Below are 20803 nucleotides of genomic sequence, written 5' to 3'. Positions count from 1 at the left end.
GATGGTCGGCACAACGAATGCGGCCCGGGTCGAACGCGATCCGGGGCGCTGGAGCCTGCGCAGCCGGGTGACGACCGCGTTCGCGGCGTCCTCCGGTCTGATGGCGCTGGTCCTGGTCTTGGCGGTGTTCGCTGTGGTCAGCGATGAGAGCCGCACCTTCAGTGAACGGCTGCATCACCGTCCGGCATTGCTGGTGGGATGCGCCGTCGCCGCGGCGCTGGTCGGCGCCGCGGTCGGGGTCGGGGTGAGCCGGCGCATGCTCAAACCGCTACGCGACGTCGCCGAGGCGGCCGCTCTCATCGCCTCCGGCGAACTCGGCACCCGGCTGCCGGACAGCAACGACCAGGATCTCGCCAGTACGGTCGCCTCCTTCAACCGGATGGTCGATTCGCTGCAACGCCGGATCGATCGCGAACACCGGCTCTTCGGCGATGTGAGCCATGAACTCCGCACCCCGATGACCACCCTGACCACCGCGGTGGGAGTGCTGGAACGTTCGCGTGCGGAGCTCCCCCCGCGGTCTCAGCAGGCCCTGGATCTGGTGAGCGCCGAGGTGGAACACTTGCGCCGGCTGCTCGACGACCTCCTCGCCCTGGCACGGGTGGAGGCGGGTATGCATCACGGTGACGCGGATCCCGTTTCGGTGGGAGATCTGCTGGTACACACGCTGCGCGACAGCTACCGGCCTGCCGAACTGCTCACAGTCACCGAGCCTGTCGCGGTTCTGGGCCGTAAACTGGAACTGGAGCGCGCCCTGCTGAATGTGCTGAAGAATGCCGACCGGCACGGCGGGGGCGCGGTGGCGGTGACAGTTCGCCGCGACGGCGCGGAGGCCGTCATCGAGATCGACGACGCCGGACCCGGGGTCGCAGTCGCCGACCGCGACCGAATTTTCGAACGTTTCGCGACTTCCCGTAACAGCCGCCGGTCCACCACCGGTGGCACCGGAATCGGTCTGGCGCTCGTCGCCGAGACCGTGGCCACTCACCGTGGCCGGGTCGAATGTACGGAACGCCCCGGAGGGGGCGCCCGGTTCGTCATCCGGCTTCCTGCCATCGATCGAGAGGGGCGTCATCAGCCTGTAACACAATCGTAAAGAACTCGACCAGGCTACCTCAAAGTTGATTCGTAAGCCTGGGAAAGTACTGCAAGCAGACATCGGAGTTGTATGTCTTTACACACTGAGTCCACGCAGACCGCCGGTCCGACCGGCACCGGCTCGACCACCTCGTCCGCCGCGACCGATGCGGAGCCCGCCAGTACCGGCGTGAGCTTGCGCGCACCGCGGATCACGGACGCCGCGCGATTGTGGCAGATCGCCGACGAGTCGCAGGTCCTGGACGTCAATTCGAGCTATTCCTATCTTTTGTGGTGCCGAGATTTCGCCGCCTCCTCGGTGGTCGCCGAGAGCGACGGTCGCGTCGTCGGCTTCGTCACCGGCTACCTGAGACCCGATGCGCCCGGCACCCTGTTCGTCTGGCAGGTCGCTGTGGACGCCGACCAGCGTGGCCGCGGAACCGGGGTCGCCATGCTGGACTGGTTGGTCGCCACCGTCACCGCGCCGGACCATCCGGCCGGCGGTGCCGTAAACGCGCTGGAGACCACCGTGTCCCCCGATAATCCCGCCTCGATTGCCATGTTCGCCTCGCTGGCTCGCCGCCGCGGCGCCGAAATGGTGCGAAGCGTTCTGTTCGAACCGGATGTGTTCCCGGACAGTCACGCCGCCGAGGACCTCTACACCATCTCCCCGATCGCCCGTATTAACGAAAGGGATCACTGATGATTACCCCTGAAACGACGATCTTCGACGACCTGGAATCCAACGTTCGCGGCTACTGCCGCTCCTGGCCCGCGGTGTTCGAAACCGCCCAGGGTGCCTGGCTCCGCGACGAGAACGGCCGGGATTTCCTCGATTTCTTCGCCGGCGCGGGCGCGCTGAACTACGGCCACAACAACCCCGTGCTCAAAACCGCGCTGATCGATTACCTGACCGGTGACGGTGTCACCCACGGCCTGGATATGTCGACCGTCGCCAAGCGCAAACTGCTGGAAACCGTCCGCGATACCCTGCTGGCGCCGCGTGGCCTGGACTACAAGGTGCAGTTCCCCGGCCCGACCGGCGCCAACGCGGTGGAAGCCGCGCTGAAGCTGGCTCGTAAGGTGACCGGTCGCCAGTCCATTCTCAGCTTTACCAACGCGTTCCACGGCATGACCCTGGGCGCCCTGTCGGTGACCGGTAACGCGATGAAGCGAGCCGGTGCCGGTGTGCCGCTGCACCATGCGACCCCCATGCCCTACGACGGCTATTTCGACGGCACCACCGCGGACTTCCAGTGGATGGAGCGGGTGCTCGACGATTCCTCCTCGGGCCTGGACCGCCCGGCCGCCGTGATCGTGGAAACCGTGCAGGGCGAGGGCGGGGTGAACCTGGCCCGCGCCGAATGGTTGCGGCATCTGGCCTCGCTGTGCGCCGCCCGCGGCATTCTGCTCATCGTCGACGATGTGCAGATGGGCTGCGGTCGCACCGGCCCGTTCTTCTCCTTCGAAGCGGCCGGTATCACCCCCGATATCGTGACCCTGTCCAAGTCGATCGGCGGCTACGGCCTGCCGATGGCGCTGGTGCTGTTCAAGCCGGAGCACGATGTGTGGTCACCGGGCGAACACAACGGCACCTTCCGGGGTAACAATCCGTCCTTCGTGACCGCGCAGGTGGCGCTCGAGCATTATTGGTCCGATGATGTATTGGAGAAGTCCACCGGCACCAAGGGTAAGCGGGTGGCCGCGGCGTTGAACGATATCGCCGTGGCCGCACCGGGAATCTCGACTCGGGGCCGCGGTTTGGTGCACGGCCTGGTCTTCGACGATGCCTCGCAGGCCGGGAAAGTCTGCCAGGTCGCGTTCGAACGTGGCCTGCTGGCCGAGACCTCCGGGGCATCGGATGAAGTTGTGAAACTGCTGCCGCCGCTGACCATCGCCGACGACGAACTGGACCACGGTTTGCGCATCCTGGGCGATGCCGTCGAAACCGTGTGCAGCTGAAAGGAACTACATCAATGATCGTGCGCACCACCGACGAGATCACCGGCACCCACCGCGATGTCGGTGCGGAGGATTGGCGTAGCAAACGGATCGTGCTGGGCGGTGATGGTGTGGGGTTCTCGTTCCACGAGACCACCATCGAGGCCGGCACCTCCCACGTCTTCCACTATCAGAACCATGTGGAAGCGGTCTGGTTGGTCGAGGGTGAAGGCACCCTCACCGATCTGACCAACGACCGCACCTACGATCTCGCCCCGGGCACCATGTACCTGCTCGACGGGCACGAGAAGCACGAGGTGCGGACACGGACACGGATGCGGATGCTGTGCGTGTTCAATCCTCCTGTCACGGGGCAGGAGGTGCACGACGAGAACGGCGTTTATCCGTTGATCGCCGTTCCGGCCGACTGAGAGGAAGGACGAACGACGTTGGTTGACAATCGGATCGATCGCTATCCGACCAGAACCGCCGAGCGGCTGGCGCTTCAGGAGCGACACGACGCGACGGTGTGGGGCCGGATCGGTAACGCGGAGCTGGCTGCGTTCGATACCGACGGTTACGCAATTCTGGATCGTTTGCTCAGCCCCGAAGAGGTGGCCGAGTTCGCGGCCGAAATCGATCGGCTGGCAAACGATCCGGATTTGCGGGGTGACGACCGGCTCATCGTGGAGAAGACGTCGCAGCAGGTGCGCTCGGTATTCGATGTGCACACGCTGAGCCCGGCGGTGAAGGAGCTGGTACGCGAATCGCGGGTTGTGGACTTGGCCCGACAGGTTCTGGGTTCGGATGTGTACATCCACCAGAGCCGGGTCAATTATCTTCCCGGATTCGGTACCGGCTTCTACTGGCATTCCGATTTCGAGACCTGGCACGCCGAGGATGGAATGCCCACGCCGCGGGCGGTGAGTCTGTCCATCGCGTTGACGGACAACTACCCGTACAACGGCAGCCTGATGGTGATGCCCGGATCGCATCGCACTTTCGTCCCCTGCCAGGGCGAAACACCGGCGGACAACTACCGCGAATCACTGCGTGAGCAGGAGATCGGAGTACCGAGCCGGGCCGATATCACCGAACTGGCCTATAAGTACTGGATCGAGCAGTTCACCGGCCCGGCCGGGTCGGCGCTACTGTTCGATTCGAATATCATGCACGCGTCGGCGAACAACATCACGCCGTTCCCGCGGTCGAATATCTTCCTCGTGTTCAACAGTGTGGAGAACACGCTGGAGGAGCCGTTCGCGGCACCGGCGCGTCGACCGGAATATATCGCGAGTCGCGACTTCACGGCGGTGTAGAAGGGACTTCTCGCCCATGGCGACGGGGACGAATCCCGCAGGGTTCGTCCCCGTCGTCGTGTCCGGGGTCAGCGGCGTCGCCGGGGTGCCGGTCGGTCGTATCCCGGCGATGCGGTCTCGTGCAACCGGTGGTACAGGGTGAGCCATGCTGCCGGTGGAACCAGTCCCACCGGCAGGCCGGTCGCGATACCGGCCGCCGCACAGGCCCGGGTTACCGCCCGGGCCGGATGCGCGCGCCGGAGTGACGCGGCGAGTGACCCGCCGACTCCCGAGAAGCCCAGTTCCACCATTTGCCGGTAATCACCGCGGGCACCGGCCGATAACAGCGGGACCGGGCGGCGCACTATCCGCAGTATCGCGCCGTCGACCCGGGGCACCGGGAAGAATTCACCGCGAGCGATGCGTTCGCCCAGGACCGGTACCCAATCCGGCCAGTGGGTGACGGTCGTTTTTGTCCATCGTCCGTAATCGCCGCTGTATTTCCGGGCGAATTCGTATTGGGTGAGCAGCGTGGCCGCGGTGAGCCGGGGCGCCGCCAGGCACCAGCGCAGAATATCCGTGCTCGCACCGAATGGAATGTTGCCGACGACGGCGAACGGCTGTTCCGGCGATTCCGCGAAGCGGAAATCCTTGTTCACCACACGGATTCGGTCGTTTCCGGCGTGCCGCAGGGAAAGCCGGCGGGCATAATACGGATCTTTTTCATAGGCCACTACCTGTCCCGCATATCGGACGAGGTGACGGGTGAGCATACCGTCGCCGGATCCGATCTCCAGGACGAGGTCGGATCGGCCGATATCGGCGGCGGCCACGATGCGGTGGGCGGTGGCGGATTCGGTCAGGAAATTCTGTGACAGCCTTTTGCGGGTCGCAGGTGTATGGGTACGCGGGCGTGCCGTCGAGCGGGACATGGGGGTCCTCCGGAGAAGTGGGCCGAATCGAGGTGCGCTGATTCGCCCGGACCCATGCCGGTGCTGTACGCGGCGCCGAAGCGCCGGATGATCGCGACGAGAAACCGGCCGGATGGACCGGAATCTATTACGGCCGAGAGGTCCCTTCAGCGGGACCACCCGGCGGCGTCAGCGGAGTGCGAGGTGCGCCGGCAGAGTCCGAGCTGCCGTGCGCAGGCGGAGGTAGTACGCGCCCGCGCACACTCCGCTGGTGCACAAAGTTCCCATGCCGCTCACTTTAAGATGGCTCGTGGAGACCCGTCCAACGGTTTTCGGGCGGATTCGAAAAGGATTCCGCGGTCGGCGCTGGTCTCACCGGCGATCTTGCCGGCGACACCAGCACCCTTCCGTCGCTCACCGCACTCCCGCGGGTTCACATCCCGTCGTGTCGCATCGCTGGTCCGGTGTCAATCCGGTCAGTTCGGCATCGAGATCGTCCGTGGGCAGGTCGGAAAAGGGTGAATCGGCGCCCGGGGCACCAAGGGGCGCCGCGATATCCGGATCTGTCTTCTCCATGCCGGGTGCCGAATCCTCCACGCTCGGGCCGCCCGTGCGGTAGCTGCGGCTCAGGTAGCGGTAATGCCTGCTGCCGAGGGCATAACCGGTGAACAGCACGCCGAGCACGCCCAGCAGGACGAAAACCAGCGCCATACCGCGAGCTTCGCCGGTGCCGAACCAGCCGCCGATCCAGCGGGCACCCGACCCGTCGGTCATGAACGGAATGAAGAAGAACTGCGCCAGCGGGCTGATCAAAAAGGCGGTCAGCGGGGAGGCTGCCTGTTCCACACTCTGCGCGAAACCGAACACCCGGCCCTGTCGTTCGTACGGGACGACTTTCTGCAGCACAGTCTGTTCGGCGGCCTCCGTGAACGGCATGAGCACCATGAACACTGCCATTCCGGCCACCAGCAGCAGCACCGAATCCCGCAGCGGGAAGATCAGCATCACCGCCCACAGCGCCAGATTGATCAGCAGGATCAACCGCACCGGATTCGACGAGGTACCGGTTCTGGCCACGAGCAGACCGCCGACGATCATCACCGCGCTGAGCGCGCCCCAGATGATGCCCCAGGCCTGCACCGACATCATCGACAGGGCGTACGGGTCCATCAGGGCCATCAACCCGCCGAAAAGGAGGTTGTTCAACGCCGCGAAGGCGATCAGCGGGATCATGCCCGGAATTCCCCGGATGACCCGCACCGTCCCGCGCAGATCGACCCGTTTGGGTTCGCCCGCGGCGGCGGCATGGGACAGCGCGTCCGGGAGGGTGAGACGTTGCAGGTGCAGGACGGCGCCCGTGAGGACGACGACCGCCATCACCAGCACACCCAGCATTCCGTTCCAGCCGACGAGCAGCGCACTGGCCACCGATGTCGCCAGCTGCGATATACCGGTGGTCGTACCGACCAGGCCGTTGGCCCGATCGCGGATACGGGGATCGAACATGGCGGTGACCACGGTCGGCAGGGCGATCGTGCGCAGACCGCCGGTGATCACGCCCGCCATCACCAGCACGATGAGCACCCACAGGCGGATCCCGGCCGGATCGCGCCATTCCTCGGCCGGAGTGGCCAGGTAGAACGCCAAGGCGACCACATAGATCGCGAGGGACACCAGCGCGGACGCCTGCATCACCGACTTCTTGCGATGGTGGTCGACGATACTGCCGAACCACACGCCGGTGCCGGCCATCGCGACCAGGAAGATCCCGGCGATCATCCCGGTCGCGAAAACGGAGCGGGTCTCCAGGTAGACGAAGAAGGTGATGCCGAACCAGACCGTGAAGTTGATGAACGATACGAGCAGCACATTCACCAGCAGCTGAGCGAAAGTCCGGACGGTCGGGTCGGCGAGGTCGAGGCGGGTGCCGGTCGCGGCGGCAGGCCGATTCGGGGCTTCCATACTCATGAACTCAACAACCTCGACAATGGTTTAGGTCAAGTGGCGACCGGGTGGGCATCACCACCTTGGACCGTCGTCGCGCCCGAAACTCATCGGACCTGCCTCCGCGTGGAGTCGCACGGCAACCCGGCCGGTGTCGTTCCCGGTAACTGCATCCGCCGGCCGCGCAGTAGTGATCAGCCGTCGAACAACCGCACACTCAACCGGCTCCCGGTACGAATCATCCGATTCCGGAGCCGCCGGCAGACTGCCGAATCCGTCGCCGATACCGACCGCGACAACCGCTCTGCCGTCGGCGAAGACGGTGGTGCAACGATCGGCGGCACAACTTGGCGGCCGTATCCATGGTGGTAGAGATATCGTTGCCGGAACCGGTCGCGCCTTCAAGTGATTTTCGGGCCCCGACGGCCTGGTGCCGCCTCAGTGCATGCCGGTGAGTATTTCGCCGGCGGCCGGGCGACGCGTCGCGGTGGCGATCACCTCTTCGGCCACCGCTTGGGTGCGCCACATATGAGCCTCCGCGACGGCGCCGCGCTGTTCCAGGAGCACCGCGAGTTCGGCCATGGCGGGGATCATCCGCCGGCCGGCCGCGGCCCGCCACCAGCGTTCCGCGGCGCGGGGATCGTTCCGATGCAGCGATAACGCGCCGAGATCGTAGGTGGCGCCCAGGTGCCCGGCCCGCGCGGCGCGGGTCCACAGCAGGTGTGCGCGGTCGTCGTCACCCTGGGCGTGCGCCACCGCGCCGAGCGAATGGAGGCGAGCCGGGTCGATCTCGTCGTCGGTATACGGCAGATCAACGGGCGGCACCGGCGCGAGCGAACCGTCGGCGAGGGTATCCACCATCGAATGATCGTCGCGCACAGCGTATTCCGTGCCCATGTCGTCTCCGGAAAGCAGTGGTGTGCAGTACGGGGACGTACTGGCGATGGAATCGGTCGCCGCGGGGCGGGACGGCTCGGGGCCGTAGTCGGTGAATCCGGCATCACGGATGACCGGTACGAGGCCTGTGAGTTCCGGGTTCTCGGCCCATCCGTACCGCCCGGTGTCCGGAGGGGAATCCGCGTCGTCCGAGTAGCGGCGGCCCGCCTCTGTTCCCGTGAGCGGATCGTCGTAGCCGGTGAAATCGTCGGCCAGTGCGCGGTGCGGTGCGGTGGCCTCCAGGTCAGCGGTGTGGTCCGGTTCGTCCGCGTATGCCGGGGCGGACAGTTGGATATCGGCGAAACTGCAGGGATAACCCTGTATCTCGGCATCGTCCTCCGCGGATTCGGTCACGGAATCGGCTGCGCCGGATGTCCACACAGTTTTGCCGACAGGTGATTCGGTCGGAGAATCGGGTGCCGGGGGCGTCGTCAACCGTTTCGCTGCGCTGTGTGCCGCCGGTGAATGGCGGGCGATTGCAGCGGACTCGACTGCGGGTGTGCCCGAATGGTCGCTGTCTGCGGGGGCCGTCAGCGAGTTGTGGATTCTCGGTGCCGGCGGGGAGTTGCGGGTTGTGGTCGCTGTCAGGGGGGCGAGTGCCTGAGGTGCGGAGGCGAGGTCGCCGGTGGTGGGCGTCGATACCGTGGGTGCGGCCGCGGGGTTGGTTGTGGCCGGTACCGATACAGCCGGCGCGCCGACTGTGGTGTGCTCCGGCGCGGTAAGTGGAGGGACAGCGCCGATCGTGGTGTGTGCCGAGGTGGTGGGTGTGGGCAGCGGGTCGGTTGTGGTGTGTGCCGACGAGGTGATTTCGGACAGAGCACCGATTGTGGTGTGCGCTGCCGCGGTGAGTGCAGGCAGAGAACCGATCGTGGTGTGTGCCGATGGGGTGGGGGTGGGCAGCGGGTCGATTGTGATGTGCGCCCATACGGTGGGTGGGGCTGGAGGGTCGGCTGCGCTGGGCGTCGACACAGCGGGCGTGGACACAGCGGGCGCCGACAGGGTGGGCGCCGACGTGGTGGGTTCGGGCTCGGAATCGGCTGCGGTGGGCTTCCACTCGGGCTCGTGTACAACCGGTGCCGGCCCGGATTCGGGTGTGGTGGATCCCGTTGCAGGATCGTCGGTGAGCGGTGCCGCGGGGGAGTCGTCCACGGCCGATATCGCCAGGGCTTCGACTGCGGTCGGCTCGATGGGGGATTCGTCGGCAGACGGCGCCGAGTCGTCCGCGGCGGGTTCGTAATGCGCTGCCCACGGGTCGAATTCGGGATCGTCCGAGTCGGGATCGTCGCTTTCCATCCAGTGGTGCCGATTGCTCGGGCGCTCCGGGGGCGTGGCCGTGGATACGGTGGGAATGGCCCCGGACATGAACAGGTGGGGGTGCGGGTCGAGCGGAGTGCTGCGTACCTCGATCACCAGATCGGCGAAATGGGGTGGGCCTTCGCCCATACTGCACCACAGGACGGTCCGGCCCGTTTCTGTGCGTTCGACGACGATTCCGTAGTTACCGGACCACGATTGGGGTTCGCCCGCGGCATTCGACCACACCGGCGTGAGCGCGAACAGGGCGTCCGGGGAGTCCGCCGCCAGGTCGAAGGTGATCCCGCGTTCGAGTGCATCGCGCCAGATATCGACGCCGGCCAGGTGCCGGTCGTCGAGGTCGATATAGCCGTCGATCACCGACAGGCCGATACCGACGGCGGCCAATCCGGCCGGTGGTGTCGCCGACAGCAAGGTCATCGTCAGTGCCGATGCCGGAGTCGGCAACTGTTCGCTGTACATGGGATATACCGTGGCGCCGTCGAGATCGATCGGATCGGCGCTGCGGTAGCGCGCGGCGAGCGTGCGGCGCTGCGGTGCCGGTTCCGCGCTGTGCCGCGGTCCCGTAGACGGCCGCGGGGCGCCCGTCAGCAACGGTGTGGCATCGCGATATCCGCCGCGTAGATACCTGGGCAGCTGACCGGCACCCGATACCGGTGCGGACCTATCGGCCTGCGATGGAACGAATCCGATACCCGGCGATCCCGGATCGTGCATATCCTGTGCCCCGCCTTTCCCACCGCTTCGATTCACCCCGCAGCAATGCGGTGGCTATACCGTACTCGCCGAATCCGCGGCGTGTGGGGCGATTCCGCGGGCGACCACACGTTCGAGTGTGGCGATATCGCGTTCGAGCGTCCGGAACAGCAGGTACGCCCCCGCGAAAGCGAGTGCGCTACCCAGCAACAGCACCCGCAGTGCGGGCCGGACCTCAGCGATATCGGCGGCCGGCAGGAAGGTCGCACCGGCCGCACCGAGTAGCGGGACCGCCGCGGCGAGCAGCAGGAAATAGGTACTGCGCCGATCCAATGCGCGCAACTGTCCCACATCGCTGCCGAACGCACCACCCAACGGCAGGAACGCCGGATACAACGACCGCACCGCATAGCTTCCGACCAGGAAATACGGATATGCCATGGCCATCGCGCCGCAGACGATCTGGGTCCCGAAGAAATGCGCGGACGCCGCCACACCCAGCGTGCTACCGGACGCCTGCACCGTGATCGGAACGGCGATTCCGGTGATCGCCCAGAGCAGGAAACAGGCAAGCACGGTACGACTGCTCAGCAGCAGGGTATCGCGGCGGGCGCGGGCCAGCGTGGCGTTGTCGTAGCTGCGACTGTTCCGGCCGCTCCCGCCGCGGCGGAGGCCGCGCAGCACGGAACCCAGATGCGCGGTGAGCACGGTGGTGACAACGAAACCGGCCAGAAATGCGAGACCGTAGGTGATCGGCGCGACCCGCTGGAAGATCTGGTGCGCCCCGGTATCCAGATCGTCGATGATGAGGACTCGATTGTGATAGTAGCTGTACCCGATGGCGAGTGCGTTCGGTACCGCGATGGACAGGAACATGATCGGATGCAGGAGCGCGCGGGCCCGGCGCCGGAGGCTGCCCCGCGGCGGGTCCACCAGATCTCGTGCGCGGGGGTCCAGGCAGATCTGCAGTTGCCGCGCCATATCGGCGCCGTGGTCCCAGCGCCCGACCGGATCGGGATCGAGGGCTCGCACGAGCGTGCGGCGCAGCGCAGCGGGACATTCCGGCGGAAGGTCGGAGTAGGGGAGGGCCCGGGCGCCGCGGCGCCGCAACGAGAGCATGGCTTCGAGGGTGGTCCGGTCTCCAGGGGGCGGCTGCGGGGGCGATTCGGTGGGCGCGGGGCCTGCCGGTGCGGGTGGCGCTCCGGCGGCCGTGTCTTCGGGAACGGCCGGCTCCGATGAATGCAGGACTGGTCTCGCCGCGGTGGTTTCCGGGTGGTGTGTGGCGGGATCGGTGGCGGTGGCGGTGTCATCGAACGGCCGGCGCCCGGGAGGCCGGGGTGGATGACGGCGAGTTGTTCGGGCGACATATAGGCGAGTGACCCGCCGAAATACGCCACCGGACTCGACCCCGCCACAGTTGCCCCGAAACTGATGTTGAAGTCGGCGAGCTTCGGTATTCCTTCCGCGGTGAGCAGGACGTTCGCCGGTTTGACGTCGCGATGCAGGACACCGGCCCGGTCCGCGTGGTCCAGGGCCCGGGCCAGCCGGGTGCCCAGCCAGGCCACGGTCTCGGGCCAGGTCGGCGCCGACAGTTCGGTGCGGGCAGCGGATTCGGCGGGGCGGATCTCGCCTTTGTCCTCGAGGACTTCGTCGATCGCGGTCAGCAGGAGTGTCCCGGTGCGATCGGGCGGCGGGGTGTCGCGGACTTTGCCGAGTACGGTCAGCAGGGTCCCGCCGGGGATGTACTGCATGTACAGGAGTCGAAGCCGTGGTGCGGGCAGGGTGTGCCGATCGAAGACCCGCACGATGTAGTCGTGGTCGAGCTGGGTGAGCGTCTGCGGTTCGGTGCCGGAATCGGCGGAGATCTTCACCGCGACCAGCCGCTGCATGGTGCGCTGCCGGGCCAGGAAGACCTGGGCGAAGGCGCCGCGGCCGAGCAGGGTGAGCAGATCGAAATCGTCGATCCGGGTACCGGCCTCGATATGGTCGACGGTTGCCGGTTTTTCGCCGGTTGCGCTTCCGAACAGCGTGCTGCGGTACTCGCCGGTCGCCAGGAGTTCGGACAGCTCCGCGGCCTGCTCCGGGTACTCGGCCGTGTATTCGTCGGGGTCGACCGATTTTCCCGCGGCGCGACGCTGGTGGTATTCCTCGTAGACGAGATCCGGGGGTAGCGGCCGATCGCCCAGTTCCGGGATTTCGGCCAGATACTCGGCGAGGCGTTTGTCCTGTCCGGTGCATCGCCGGCGCTGGACGAGGTCGATCTTGATCAATTCGATGAGTGCCACGCGCCGGAGGGCGGTGGGCCCGGGCAGGTACCGGGCGAGATCGGGAGGTGGGGGCGAATCCTGCCACGCCGCGGTGAACCGGCGCAGGGTTTCCGCGAGCTGATCGCCGTGCAATCGCCCGAGGGTGTCCGCGCGTGGTGTGGCGGGTTGCCCCATCTGCGCATGGTAACGCTGGGAGAGGCCCGGAAACAGGTGGATCGGCGAGTGCGAAACTCCAGCAGTATCTGTAACTGGCGGTTACAGATACTTTTGGGATGCGGAGGAGTTGCCGAACGGCGACTTCGCCAGCTTACACCAACCCCCTACCGGCCCGGCCGCCTACATGATGACCATGCAACCCTCGCCCGACGACAGAGTGCACAACAGCCGGCTCAGTTCCATGATCAGGCCTTGAACGGGGTTGGACGGGACGACGGCCGGAGTGAGCATCGGTAGCCTCCATACAGCTGGATCGACGAGCACCTACACCGGGATAATCGCCGACCGGGTGCCCGGCGTTAGGGGCCGGTGTCCTGTCGCCGGGACCGGTGCGCCCGCTGCGGGTGATCAGCCCAGCGGCATCCCCGGTGCGGGCGGGAACCGAACCGGGAGCGCGATGAGCGCGCGATGGAACGGGCCCGGCCGCCAGATCGTCCGGCCCGGGTCGAACGCGGGACTCAGATCGGGGAGCGCGTCGAGTAGTTGATCGACCGCCTCCTCGGCGAGCAGCCGGGAAATCGTGCGGGCCTGCACCGGGCACGCGTGCGCTCCGCGGCCCCAGGCCAGGTTCCGGTCCTCATCGGGAACGGGTGTGGTCGACCGGTCGGGGTCGCCGTGGCAGGCGGTCGCGCCGATGAGTACCGGCTGATCCGCGGGTAGCAGGACATCGTCGACCATTACGGGAAGCGGGGGATAGCTGATGCTGTGATTCGCCAGCGGCGGGTCGCTCGCCAGCACCTCGTCGAGTGCGTCGCGCGCGGGTGGCGCGAAACCGGTGTGATCACTGGTGAACCGCGGGTCGGTGAGGGTCAGCAGCAGCGTATTGGCGATCAGATTGCGGGGCGGTTCGATCCCGGTCCAGTACAGGCCCAGTAGTTGGTGAACGAGCTCCTCGTCGGACAGGTTCGCCGGGTGCCGGATCAGGCGGCTGGTGACATCGTCGCCGGGTTCGGCACGTTTGACCGCGATCAGCTCGCCGAGGAGCCGCTGGATCCGGGGCTCGGAACCGTCGTCTGCGGCGCCGTCGATCATCTCGGTCAGTGCGAGATACAGCCGGTCGCCGAGTTCGGGCGGGCAGCCGAGGATATCGTCCATCGTCCGGAACACCAGTGGCACCACGTACCGGTCGAGCAGATCGGCGGTGCCTTCGGAGCAGAACCGGTTGATCAGATCCATGGCGATACGCGAAACAGTGGTACGCAGCGAATTCGGGTCCACGCCGGCCAGTGCGTCCACCGTGGCGGCCCGATAACGGTCATGGTCCGGGCCGTGCGTGCGCAGCGGATTGGGCCGCCAGTGCATCATCGGCACGATCGGCAGTCCGGCCGGTGCTTTCTGCTGCCAGGCGCGGGGATCGGACGGGAAATGGCCGGGATCGTCGAGGATTCGCCGCGCCGTCCGGTCGTCCACCACGAGGGTGGCGGGCACCCCGGGCGCGAGGTCGACCGGGACCAGCGTGCCGAAACGCCGTCGCATCCACTGGTAGAACCCGTGTGGGTCGGTCGCGAATTCGCGAGAGTAGAGCGGGATTCGGGAACCGGTGGAATCCGCCGGTGTGACGGTGCTACCGCGACGTTGCGTGGACGCCGGTCGGGACTGCCCTGTCACCTGATACCCCCTGCGGTTGTGCGCCGGCACTCCGGGCGCAGTCCGGAACGGCCGGAACTACCTGCTCGAAAATGCTCGGCCGGTACACGTTTCGCGTACGGCCGCAAATGATACCCACGTGTGGGGTGGCCGTGCGGGACCTCGGCGCGCTGCGGGTCGCCACGGGATAGGCGGGGGCGGATCAGCGTTCGTGTCGTACCGGGACCGGTACCTGCCGGAGTTCGATCGCAACCAGGAGCTCGACGAGATCGGTGACGGTGCGGATATTGCGGCCGGTCAGTTGCTGGATTCGGCGTAACCGGTATTTGGCGGTGTTGTGGTGGATGCGCAGGGCGTCCGCCGCCTCGCGCAGATTCGTATCGGCAGCGATGAAGGCCCGGATGGTATCGGCGAGTACCCCGCCCTTGGCCTGGTCGTCGGCGAGGGCGCGAGCGATTCGCGGGTCGACGAGGCTGCGTGCGGTCTCGTCCGAACTGAGGACGAGATACCGGAACGGGGTGAGTTCGGGCAGCGCCAGGACGCCGCCGCTGTCGGGCAGCAGGTCCAGTGCCGAGACCGCTTCCTGCCGGCCGCGGGGGAGTTGTTCCACACCGGTGACTACTGTGCTTATCCCGAACGCGGTGGTGATGCCTTCCGCGAGGAGGGTGTCGCGGGTACGTCGCAGTCTGGAGCACAGTTCGCCGGCCGTGGCGCGGCCGAGCCCGGCGACGGCGACGATATCGGTATCACGGGCGACGGCCAAGGTGCGGTGCCCGTTGACCCCGGTGCGTGCCAGCGCCGACGAAACGATATGCGGCGCTTCGGTAGCGGAATGCGCACTGCGTTCACTGCTGTCCAGGACGGCCGCCGCGATGACGACGAAGCGTTCCCCGGGGGCAGGGCCGATACCGTGGGCGGCCGCGGCCGCCGGGAGCGGCCCACGTTCGGGGAGCGTGCCGCCGAGCAGCGCTTGGGCCAGATCGTGCTCCTCGCGACCGGCTTCGGCCGATTGATGCTGCTGGAAATCCAGGTACGCCTGCGTGGCTTCGGTGCTGATCAGATCGCAGTACCGGGTGAGCGGGAGTACCAGCGACAGTGTCGCGTCCCGGGCGGTGGGTGAATCGCCGGCGTGCGCGATCAGGTTCTTCCAGACGGTCTGCTGGCCGAGCCGGAACGCGGTGATGTAATCGGCCAGTGGGAGTCCGGATCGGGCGCGCCGCACCGCCGCCCGGCGGGTATGGGCGAGATCCGTCGCGGTGACCCGGCGCTGGTCCAGTAGTGCGCCCAGTCCGGTGCGGCACAGCCGGGCCACCTGGTCGTGGACGTCGGCGCGGAATTCGCTGTCGCGGCCGGCGTAGCCGGGGACCTGGGCGAGGATGGCGGTGCTGCCCTGTTCGGCGATTTCCTCGGCGCGGTCGTAGACGATGCCGGCGACCCGGGTGCGCGCGAGCTGTACCGGTTCGGGAAGCGCTGCGGCGAGCGGATGTGATCCAGCAGACATAGTCGGATGGTCCACGCCCTGACGAGCAATGTCAACATTCGACCGTGTATGTATCAAATTATGACCTGCTCGCTTGTACTCCGGGGACAAAGATGGTCGCGATAATTGGGACGCATGGGCTGATGTGTTTCATTCGTACCGCTCTTACGCTGGCCTGACCCATAGCCGGTACGACGGACTGTGCGCTGCCCCACAGCATTTCGACCGCGACGACGCGACCCGGAGGATTCATGCTCGAGATATCCGGCCTGACCGTTCGATTCGGCGGTATCACGGCCCTCGACGATGTCGGGTTCGCCGTGGCGTCCGGCGAAATGACCGGTCTGATCGGCCCCAACGGGGCAGGTAAGACCACGCTGTTCAACTGCCTGACCAGGCGCTGCGTCCCGACCGCCGGCGCGTTGCGCTACCTCGGAACCGATCTGCTGGCGGTACGGCCCGATCTCATGGCCCGGCTCGGAATCGCGCGGACCTTCCAGAATCTCGGCCTGTTCACCGGTATGTCCGTCCGGGACAACGTACTCGTCGGCGCGCACCACCGGGCGCGCGCCGGATTTCTCGCGGCAGGCCTGTTCCTGCCGCCGGTGCGCGCCGAAGAACGCCGGCTGCGCACCCAGGTCGACGGCTTGCTCGAACGCCTCGACCTGGTCGATATCGCCGACCACCCGGCCACCGGTCTGCCGTTCGGCACGTTGAAACGGATCGAACTGGCGCGGGCCCTGGCCGCCGGACCCCGCCTGCTGCTGCTCGACGAACCGGTCAACGGGCTCAGCCACGGGGAAGTCGGCGAATTCGCCGAACTGCTCGCCGGCCTGCGAGTGGATTTCGATCTGACCGTGGTGGTGGTCGAACACCATATGGGCTTCGTCATGGGCCTCTGTGATCGCGTGGTCTGCCTCGAATTCGGCCGGGTCATCGCCGATGGGACGCCCGACGAGGTTCAGCGCGCCCCCGCCGTGATCGAGGCCTATCTGGGGACGGCGGCATGAGCACCGGATCTACCGGCAGGCGGGCCCTGGAAGGCGATGGGCCGGCAAGTCTTTCGAAAGGACGTCTTATGAGCGGTGAACCTCTGCTCGCCGTAACCGGTCTCACGGCGGGGTACGGCGCCGGCGAGGTGCTGCACGGGATCGATTTCTCCGTGGCCGCCGGCGAGATATGCGCTGTGCTCGGTCCCAACGGTGCCGGTAAGACCACGCTGCTGCGGGCGTTGAGCGGTCTGGTCCGGGTGCGCGGATCGGTCACCCTGGCGGGATCCGAAATCGGCGGGCGCGCACCGGAGAAGATCGCCCGGGCGGGGGTTGCGCATGTTCCGGAAGGCCGCGGCACCTTCGCGCCGCTCACTGTCGAGGAAAACCTGCGCTTGGGCGCCTACTCCCGCGGTAATGCCCGATTTCACCGTGAGGGCGGCAGAAACGGATTCGGCCGCGGTCGCGGAGGGGGAGACAGCCGCGGAGACGGTAGCGCGGGACATCGACATGCCCGCGGTGGCCTCGATACCGACCTGCGCCGCGTCTACGACTACTTCCCGGTCCTGCGCGACAAACTGCACGAAAAGGCAGGCCGGCTCTCCGGCGGTGAGCAGCAGATGCTGGCTCTCGGCCGGGCACTGCTGTCCCGCCCGCGGCTACTGCTCCTGGACGAACCGTCGCTGGGGCTCGCGCCGATGGTCACCCGGGAACTCTTCCGCATCGTCCACGCCATCAACTCGGAGGAACACACCACCGTGATCGTCGTCGAGCAGAACGCTCAGCTGGCGCTGCGCACCGCGCACCGGGCACATGTGCTGGAAAGCGGGCGGATCGTCCTGTCCGGAGCCGCGGCCGATATCGCCGCCGACGAACAGGTCGCCCGGTCCTACCTCGGATACCGGGTGTGACCGTGTCCGGATTCGCGCAGCAGATCATCGAGGGCCTCAGCGCCGGTGCCCTCTACGCCGGTATGGCTCTCGCTCTCGTGCTCATCTACCGGTTCACCGGGATCGTCAACTTCGCCCAGGGCGAGCTGGCCATGTTCTCGGCGTTCCTGGCCTGGCAGCTGGTGCAGAGCGGAACACCGTTCTGGCTGGCACTCCCGGTGACCCTCGCCATCTCCTTCGCCGGCGGCATGCTGATCGAGCGGATCGTGATCCGGCCGGTCGAGGGGGCTCCGGAACTCACGCTGGTCATCGTCACCGTCGGTTTGTTCTTCTTCGTCAACGCGGCCGCGGGCTGGATCTGGTCGTATCAGTTGAAGAGTTTCCCGAACCCCTTCCCGGAAGGTGCGTTACGGGCCGGTGGGGTCACCGCCGGATACGGCAATCTGGGCATTCTCGCCGTGGTCGCGGTCGTGATGGCGCTGCTGTACGTGCTGTTCCGTTACACCCGGACAGGGTTGGCGATGCGTGCGGTGGCCGCCAACCCGCAATCGGCGCGGCTGGTAGGGATCGGTGTCGGCACCGTGCTCGCGCTCGGCTGGGGGCTGGCCGCCGCCGTGGGCGCCGTCTCCGGTGTCCTGTCGGCGCCCCTGCTGTTCCTCGAACCCAACATGATGGGCGGGGTACTCATCTACGCCTTCGCGGCGGCCACCCTGGGCGGTTTCGACAGTCCCGGTGGTGCGGTGGCCGGGGGGCTGATCGTCGGGGTCGCGGAAACTCTGGCCGGCGCGTATCTCGACGTCATCGGCACCGAACTGAAGATCGGTGTGCCACTGGTGATCATCCTCGGCGTGCTGCTGATCCGGCCGCAGGGCCTGTTCGGCACGCCGGCGGTGGAAAGGGTATGAGCGATATGGGAATCCCGGACACCAGGACAGCACCGGAAAAGCACCCTCCCGCCGCCGAATCGGTCCGGCCACGAGCGCGGTTCCGGCGGTTCGACCGGTCGTGGGCCGCGGTGGCCGTGTTACTGGTCGTGGCCTGCTGGGCGCCGTTCGAACTGGCGCCCTTCCACACCTTCCAGCTGTCGCTGGCAATGATCTACGCGGTCGCCCTGCTCGGACTGAACCTGCTCGTGGGGCATACCGGGCAGATATCTCTCGGACACGGGGCATTCTTCGCGGTGGGTGCCTACACCACGGCGATCATGATGGACCGCTGGGACACGCCCTACCCGATGACCCTGCCGGTCGCGGCGGCGGTCGCGTTCGTACTCGGCATCGGCCTGGGTATCCCGGCCTTGCGGTTACGCGGGCTCTATCTCGCACTGGTGACCCTGGCCATCGCGATATTCCTGGTGCCGCTGCTGAAACGCTTCGAATCCGTGACAGGCGGCTCCATGGGCCTGACCCTGGACAAACCGGAGCCACCGGCCTGGACCGGGCTGGCCGAGGATCAGTGGTTGTATTTCCTGGTTCTCGCGGTCACCGCGGTGAGCTATCTGCTGGTCGCCGGGCTGCTGCGGTCGCGGGTGGGGCGGGCGCTGCACGCGGTGCGGGACAACGAGGTCGCCGCCGAGGTCACCGGTGTGCGGCCGGCGTTCTACAAGACCCTGGCCTTCGCCTGGGGTGCCATGTTCGCAGGGGCCGCCGGCTGCATCTACATCTGGGTGATCGGGTACGTGTCCCCGGACTCCTTCACCCTCACCTTCTCTATAACCCTGCTGGCCGGACTGGTCGTCGGCGGACTCGGCGGACAGTGGGGCCCGCTGCTGGGCGGCCTGTTCGTCATGTACGTGCCGACCGTCGCCCAGGACATCAACCAAGCCGCACCGGGGGTCGTCTTCGGGCTCCTCATCATCGCGGTCATGTACCTCGCGCCGAATGGATTGGCCGGACTCGTCGGCCGGGCGGCGCACTGGCTCGGACACCGGGCCCGGAAAGGAAGAACCGATGTGCACTAGAGCGATACAGGCGGCGTTCGCCGCCGCCGCGGTTGTCGTCGCCGCCGCCGGCTGCGGGGGTCGCGACGACGCCGCCGGCGATACGGCCTCCGGCGACTGCCAAGGCCAGCAGACGACCGGACTCACCGACAGCACGATGAAACTGGGCGGCGTATTCCCGCTGTCCGGCCCGGCATCCGCCTACGCCGAACTCCCGAAGGGGATGCAGGCCTACTTCGAATACGTGAACAATGAACAGGGCGGTATCGACGGCCGTAAGGTCGAGTACCTGCTGCGCGACGACGGTTATCAGCCCCCGAAAACCGTGGAGGAGACTCGTCGGCTGGTCGAACAGGATCAGGTGTTCGCCGTCCTGTCCACGCTCGGCACCCCCACCTCGGCGGCGGTCTGGGACTATCTGAACCAGCGCGAGGTGCCCCAGATCTTCGTCGCCGGTGGGGCGACCCAGTGGGGTATCGGCGACGGACATCCGTGGACCATCGGCTGGCAGCCCAGCTACCACGCCGAGGGGCAGGTGTTCGCCCGGTACGTCACCGAGCAGAAACCGGACGCCACCGTCGCGGTCCTGTACCAGAACGACGATTTCGGCAAGGATCTGCTGGCCAGTTTCACCGAGGCCACCGCCGGCAGCGGGGTACGGGTGATCGCCGAACAGAGTTACGAGGTCACCGACCCCACAGTCGACCCCCAGTTGCGCAACCTGGCCAACTCGAAAGCCGATGTGCTGCTGAACTTCGCCACCCCGAAATTCGCCGCGCAGACGCTGGCGGCGGATGCCCGCAATCCCGAATGGAATCCGCTGCATATCCTCACCCAGGTTTCCAGCACCATGAGTGTGCTCGAGCCGGTCGGGTTCGAGAACGTGCAGAACGTCGTCACCTCGGTCTTCGTGAAGGACCCGGCCGACCCGCAGTGGACCGACGATCCCGGGATGCAGCTCTACCGCGACAAACTCGCACAGTACGTCCCCGGCGCCGACCCGTCCGACGGATACACCCTCGTCGGCTGGGCGATGGCGCAGAGTTTCCACAAGACCTTCGACGCCGCGACGTGCAAAACCCGTGAAGGGCTGCGCGATGCGATGCGTTCGCTCGACGGTGTGGAGATCGATCTGCTGCTGCCCGGGATCACTCTGCAAACCGGTGAAGGCGACGGCTATCCGATGGAGGCCATGCAGATCCAGCGCTTCGAAGGAGACCGCTGGGTGCTCGCCGGTGACCTGGTCGACACCTCCGGCCGGTGACTGCCCCCGAAAACGTCCGCGGCGCATTCCGGCGCCGACGGCCGCCTCGATATC

15 protein-coding genes and 1 pseudogene are annotated in these 20803 nt (G+C 66.9%); 10 read left to right on the top strand and 6 right to left on the bottom strand.

Annotation, left to right across the window (positions count from 1 at the left end; translation table 11 throughout):
• Nucleotide 1 precedes the first annotated feature (1 nt).
• From ON22_RS13480 to thpD, 5 genes are all read left to right on the top strand, one after another.
• Complete coding sequence (locus ON22_RS13480; protein WP_051157591.1) at nt 2-1096, top strand: sensor histidine kinase; 1095 nt, start codon at nt 2-4, stop codon at nt 1094-1096.
• Nucleotides 1097-1168: 72 nt separating this feature from the next.
• Nucleotides 1169-1780, top strand: coding sequence for a diaminobutyrate acetyltransferase (gene ectA, locus ON22_RS13475; protein ID WP_081595551.1), 612 nt, complete (start codon nt 1169-1171; stop codon nt 1778-1780).
• Nucleotides 1780-3039, top strand: a complete 1260-nt coding sequence (gene ectB / locus ON22_RS13470) for a diaminobutyrate--2-oxoglutarate transaminase (RefSeq protein WP_033241838.1) — start codon at nt 1780-1782, stop codon at nt 3037-3039. Before ectA ends, ectB begins: the two co-directional genes overlap by 1 nt.
• A 14-nt stretch (nt 3040-3053) precedes the next feature.
• Nucleotides 3054-3449 (top strand): ectoine synthase, encoded by a 396-nt coding sequence (locus ON22_RS13465; protein WP_033241839.1) that lies wholly within the window; start codon nt 3054-3056, stop codon nt 3447-3449.
• 18 nt (nt 3450-3467) lie between these two features.
• Entirely contained in the window at nt 3468-4337 is an 870-nt protein-coding gene (gene thpD, locus ON22_RS13460; protein ID WP_033241840.1) for an ectoine hydroxylase, read from the top strand.
• Between the two features lie 68 nt (nt 4338-4405).
• Here thpD and erm read toward each other — a convergent pair whose 3' ends face one another.
• The 6 genes and pseudogenes from erm to ON22_RS13420 all read right to left on the bottom strand — a co-directional run bounded on the left by erm (nt 4406) and on the right by ON22_RS13420 (nt 15688).
• The gene (erm, locus tag ON22_RS13455; protein ID WP_051157590.1) at nt 4406-5248 is read right to left on the bottom strand and encodes a 23S ribosomal RNA methyltransferase Erm; all 843 of its coding nucleotides are present in this window, start codon (nt 5246-5248) and stop codon (nt 4406-4408) included.
• Nucleotides 5249-5641: 393 nt separating this feature from the next.
• A complete protein-coding gene (locus ON22_RS13450; protein ID WP_081595550.1) occupies nt 5642-7195 on the bottom strand; it encodes an MFS transporter in 1554 nt (517 codons plus the stop codon).
• A gap of 414 nt (nt 7196-7609) precedes the next feature.
• On the bottom strand, nt 7610-10138 hold the full coding sequence (locus ON22_RS13440; RefSeq protein WP_033241842.1) for a hypothetical protein: 2529 nt from the start codon (nt 10136-10138) through the stop codon (nt 7610-7612).
• Between the two features lie 54 nt (nt 10139-10192).
• Nucleotides 10193-12558: pseudogene (locus ON22_RS38695) on the bottom strand (protein kinase domain-containing protein).
• A 390-nt stretch (nt 12559-12948) separates the two neighbouring features.
• Nucleotides 12949-14208: a cytochrome P450 family protein gene (locus ON22_RS13425; RefSeq protein WP_033241843.1), complete on the bottom strand. Its 1260-nt coding sequence runs from the start codon at nt 14206-14208 to the stop codon at nt 12949-12951.
• 181 nt (nt 14209-14389) lie between these two features.
• Complete coding sequence (locus ON22_RS13420; protein ID WP_033241844.1) at nt 14390-15688, bottom strand: PucR family transcriptional regulator; 1299 nt, start codon at nt 15686-15688, stop codon at nt 14390-14392.
• A gap of 230 nt (nt 15689-15918) precedes the next feature.
• Here ON22_RS13420 and ON22_RS13415 point away from each other — a divergent pair, with 230 nt between their 5' ends.
• The 5 genes from ON22_RS13415 to ON22_RS13395 all read left to right on the top strand — a co-directional run bounded on the left by ON22_RS13415 (nt 15919) and on the right by ON22_RS13395 (nt 20749).
• On the top strand, nt 15919-16677 hold the full coding sequence (locus ON22_RS13415) for an ABC transporter ATP-binding protein (RefSeq protein WP_051157588.1): 759 nt from the start codon (nt 15919-15921) through the stop codon (nt 16675-16677).
• Between the two features lie 68 nt (nt 16678-16745).
• Nucleotides 16746-17567 (top strand): ABC transporter ATP-binding protein, encoded by an 822-nt coding sequence (locus ON22_RS13410; protein WP_033241846.1) that lies wholly within the window; start codon nt 16746-16748, stop codon nt 17565-17567.
• Nucleotides 17564-18451: a branched-chain amino acid ABC transporter permease gene (locus tag ON22_RS13405; RefSeq protein WP_231508002.1), complete on the top strand. Its 888-nt coding sequence runs from the start codon at nt 17564-17566 to the stop codon at nt 18449-18451. The genes ON22_RS13410 and ON22_RS13405 overlap by 4 nt, the downstream gene beginning before the upstream one ends.
• Nucleotides 18448-19506, top strand: coding sequence for a branched-chain amino acid ABC transporter permease (locus ON22_RS13400; protein ID WP_231508004.1), 1059 nt, complete (start codon nt 18448-18450; stop codon nt 19504-19506). Before ON22_RS13405 ends, ON22_RS13400 begins: the two co-directional genes overlap by 4 nt.
• Complete coding sequence (locus ON22_RS13395) at nt 19496-20749, top strand: ABC transporter substrate-binding protein (RefSeq protein ID WP_033241847.1); 1254 nt, start codon at nt 19496-19498, stop codon at nt 20747-20749. The genes ON22_RS13400 and ON22_RS13395 overlap by 11 nt, the downstream gene beginning before the upstream one ends.
• The last annotated feature ends 54 nt before the right edge of the window (nt 20750-20803 follow it).

The organism is Nocardia carnea NBRC 14403 (genome assembly GCF_000308515.1).
Taxonomy (GTDB): domain Bacteria; phylum Actinomycetota; class Actinomycetes; order Mycobacteriales; family Mycobacteriaceae; genus Nocardia; species Nocardia carnea.
Note: the sequence above shows the minus strand (reverse complement) of the source record. Positions and strands in the feature narration are given on the sequence as shown.

Bases quoted from the DNA above. Each gene is read 5' to 3' on its own strand.
- ON22_RS13480 (WP_051157591.1), top strand. From the start codon at position 2: ATGGTCGGCACAACGAATGCGGCCCGGGTCGAACGCGATCCGGGGCGC.
- ectA (WP_081595551.1), top strand. From the start codon at position 1,169: ATGTCTTTACACACTGAGTCCACGCAGACCGCCGGTCCGACCGGCACC.
- ectB (WP_033241838.1), top strand. From the start codon at position 1,780: ATGATTACCCCTGAAACGACGATCTTCGACGACCTGGAATCCAACGTT.
- ON22_RS13465 (WP_033241839.1), top strand. From the start codon at position 3,054: ATGATCGTGCGCACCACCGACGAGATCACCGGCACCCACCGCGATGTC.
- erm (WP_051157590.1), bottom strand. From the start codon at position 5,248: ATGTCCCGCTCGACGGCACGCCCGCGTACCCATACACCTGCGACCCGC.
- ON22_RS13450 (WP_081595550.1), bottom strand. From the start codon at position 7,195: ATGAGTATGGAAGCCCCGAATCGGCCTGCCGCCGCGACCGGCACCCGC.
- ON22_RS13440 (WP_033241842.1), bottom strand. From the start codon at position 10,138: ATGCACGATCCGGGATCGCCGGGTATCGGATTCGTTCCATCGCAGGCC.
- ON22_RS13420 (WP_033241844.1), bottom strand. From the start codon at position 15,688: ATGTCTGCTGGATCACATCCGCTCGCCGCAGCGCTTCCCGAACCGGTA.
- ON22_RS13415 (WP_051157588.1), top strand. From the start codon at position 15,919: ATGCTCGAGATATCCGGCCTGACCGTTCGATTCGGCGGTATCACGGCC.
- ON22_RS13410 (WP_033241846.1), top strand. From the start codon at position 16,746: ATGAGCGGTGAACCTCTGCTCGCCGTAACCGGTCTCACGGCGGGGTAC.
- ON22_RS13400 (WP_231508004.1), top strand. From the start codon at position 18,448: ATGAGCGATATGGGAATCCCGGACACCAGGACAGCACCGGAAAAGCAC.
- ON22_RS13395 (WP_033241847.1), top strand. From the start codon at position 19,496: ATGTGCACTAGAGCGATACAGGCGGCGTTCGCCGCCGCCGCGGTTGTC.